At 64.9% G+C, this 2,608-nt stretch carries 3 protein-coding genes; 1 reads left to right on the forward strand and 2 read right to left on the reverse strand.

The window, feature by feature from the left end; all coding sequences use genetic code 11:
* Positions 1 to 974 (reverse strand): L-glyceraldehyde 3-phosphate reductase (mgrA, locus tag AC4FAH_RS07570; RefSeq protein WP_490245837.1); only part of this gene is annotated, 974 nt, incomplete at its 3' end.
* A gap of 194 nt (positions 975 to 1,168) precedes the next feature.
* Here mgrA and AC4FAH_RS07575 point away from each other — a divergent pair.
* Positions 1,169 to 2,074, forward strand: a complete 906-nt coding sequence (locus AC4FAH_RS07575; protein ID WP_490245838.1) for a LysR family transcriptional regulator — start codon at positions 1,169 to 1,171, stop codon at positions 2,072 to 2,074.
* A gap of 102 nt (positions 2,075 to 2,176) precedes the next feature.
* Here AC4FAH_RS07575 and AC4FAH_RS07580 read toward each other — a convergent pair whose 3' ends face one another.
* Positions 2,177 to 2,584: a GlcG/HbpS family heme-binding protein gene (locus tag AC4FAH_RS07580; protein ID WP_043334532.1), complete on the reverse strand. Its 408-nt coding sequence runs from the start codon at positions 2,582 to 2,584 to the stop codon at positions 2,177 to 2,179.
* Positions 2,585 to 2,608: the final 24 nt, after the last annotated feature.

Below are 2,608 nucleotides of genomic sequence, written 5' to 3' on the forward strand. Positions count from 1 at the left end.
TCGATCTCGTCGAGCTCGGCCTGGGTGAAGTCGAGATGGTCCAGCGCCTTGACGCAATCGCTGACCTGCTCCGGACGGCTGGCACCGATCAGTGCGGTGGTGACGCGGTTGCCACGCAGCGCCCAGGCGAGGGCCATCTGGGCCAGCGACTGGCCACGGCGCTCGGCGATGGCGTTGAGGGCGCGCACCCGCTCCAGATTGTCCTCGGTGAGGTGGTCTTCCTTGATCGCTCCGCCGCGTGCCAGACGGCTATCCTGTGGCACGCCGCCCAGATACTTGTTGGTCAGCACGCCCTGGGCCAGCGGCGAGAACACGATGGAGCCGATGCCCTCGTCATCGAGGGTGTCGAGCAGGCCGTCTTCCTCGATCCAGCGATTGATCATCGAATAGCTGGGCTGATGGATGATGCACGGCGTGCCCAGTTCGCGCAGGATGGCGGCGGCTTCGCGGGTGCGTTGGGCATTGTAGGAGGAGATGCCTGCATAGAGCGCCTTGCCGGAGCGCACGGCACTGTCCAGCGCCCCCATCGTCTCTTCCAGCGGCGTGTCCGGATCGAAGCGGTGCGAATAGAAGATGTCGACGTAATCGAGGTCCATGCGCTTGAGGCTCTGATCCAGGCTCGAGAGCAGGTACTTGCGGCTGCCCCATTCGCCGTAGGGGCCAGGCCACATGTGATAGCCCGCCTTGGTGGAGATCACCATCTCATCGCGGTAGCCGGCGAAGTCGCGCTTGAGCATGCGACCGAACATTTCCTCGGCGCTGCCCGGCGGCGGCCCGTAGTTGTTGGCCAGGTCGAAGTGGGTGATGCCCAGATCGAAGGCGGTCTGGCAGATGGCGCGCGCATTGTCTTCGTGGGCGTTGTTGCCGAAGTTGTGCCAGAGCCCCAGTGACAGGCGGGGCAGTTTGAGGCCGCTCTTGCCGCAGCGCTGGTAGTGCATGCGTTCGTAGCGATCTTCAGCCGGGGTATAGCGCATGGCGGAGTCCTTTCACGAGTGGAGGCGTCGATGTCTCACAGGGATGAGGTGACATCGAATGACGCCTTCAGTCTAGGTCGCGTCTGCAGGTCTGATAAGCACATGCGAACGAATAGATTGTTCGCCAGAACGTACAATGCTGTGGCAGTCTCGTTCACTGAAATCCCGGATGGCTGGCGTGAGGAGCAGGCAGGATGCGGCATCACAAGCAGGTGGAGCGACTGATGTTGTTCGCTCAGGTGGCGGAAACCCTCAGCTTCACCCGGGCGGCCAAGGCGCTGGGCGTGTCGCGTGCTCATCTTTCCGAGCAGGTGCGGCGGCTGGAGCAGGACATCGGGGCGCCCTTGCTGATCCGCACCACGCGGGCGGTACGCCTCACCGAGGAGGGCGAGCGCATTCGCCAGCGCATGCAGTCGGTACATGGCGAGTTGCTGGCACTGGAGCGCGAGCTTGAACACGACCTGGAGCAGACGAGTGAGTCGGAGCGTCAGGGCTACAGCGGGGTGTTGCGCATCACGGCGCCGGTACTGTTCGCCGAGCGTTATCTGATCGAGGTCTGCAATGCCTTCCAGGCGCGCCATCCGGCGGTCGAGCTGCGTCTGGACGTCAGTTACGAGAGTCATGACCTGACCCGCGAGCCATTTGATGTGGCATTTCGCGCCACGCGCACGCCACCGGACAACATGATCGCGCGTCGCCTGCTCGATTACGTCCACTGCTGCTGCGCGTCGCCCGAGTACCTTGCCGCGCATGGCACGCCGCACACGGCCGCGGCACTTGGTGATCATCGCTGCCACGTCTGGTCGGGGCAGTCCGGCTGGCCGCTGGCCAGTGGTGAAGTCAGTCTCGCGGGGGGATTGGCCATCAATGATCACCGCCTGCTCAAGCAGCAGGCGCTGGGTCATGCCGGCATCATTCGGGTCGCCCATTACCTGGTCGACCGTGAGCTGGCCGAGGGCCGTCTGGTGCGTCTGCTGGCGCACGAGGAGGGCGAGCCCAACAGCATCTACATGCTCTATCCCCAGCGCCTGCCGCAGTCGGGCAAGCTGCGCGCCTTCATGGCGGCGGTGGAAGCCGCCATGCCGCCTCGCGGTGCGTGAACGAAAGACACAGACGCAAGAGTGGCGTATGCAAAAAGACCGCCGTGCCCTGATGGACGCGGCGGTCTTTTTATTTGCCTCTTTATCCAGGCTGGCGGGGCCTCAGAGGCCCAGCGCGGCGACCCCGGCCTTGGCGATCTGGGCATCCTGCTCCGGCTTGACGCCGGACACGCCGATGCTGCCGGCGATCTGGCCTTCGACCATCACCGGCACGCCGCCGCCCAGCATGCCTTCAAGTTGCGGCGCTGACAGGAAGGCGGTGCGTCCGCCGTTGATGGAGTCCTCGAACAGCTGGGTCTCGCGGCGACCCAGGGCGGCGCTCTTGGCCTTCTCCTGGGCGAAGTAGCCGGTCATCGCCGGGGTGTCGTCGAGGCGACGCAGACCCAGCGGGTGGCCGCCATCGTCGGCAACGGCGATGGAGACGGCCCAGCCATTGGCCTCGGCTTCCTTCTGGGCGGCGTCCAGCATCTGATTGACGTCAGCGAGGGTCAGTACGTGGCGAGTGATCATCGGGCTTCCTTGGCAGTGGTGAGG

The sequence above is a fragment of the Cobetia sp. genome (assembly GCF_983723665.1).

What these genes read in the sequence shown, in the direction of transcription:
- AC4FAH_RS07580 (WP_043334532.1), bottom strand. Translation starts at nt 2,584, where the DNA reads ATGATCACTCGCCACGTACTGACCCTCGCTGACGTCAATCAGATGCTG.
- AC4FAH_RS07575 (WP_490245838.1), top strand. Translation starts at nt 1,169, where the DNA reads ATGCGGCATCACAAGCAGGTGGAGCGACTGATGTTGTTCGCTCAGGTG.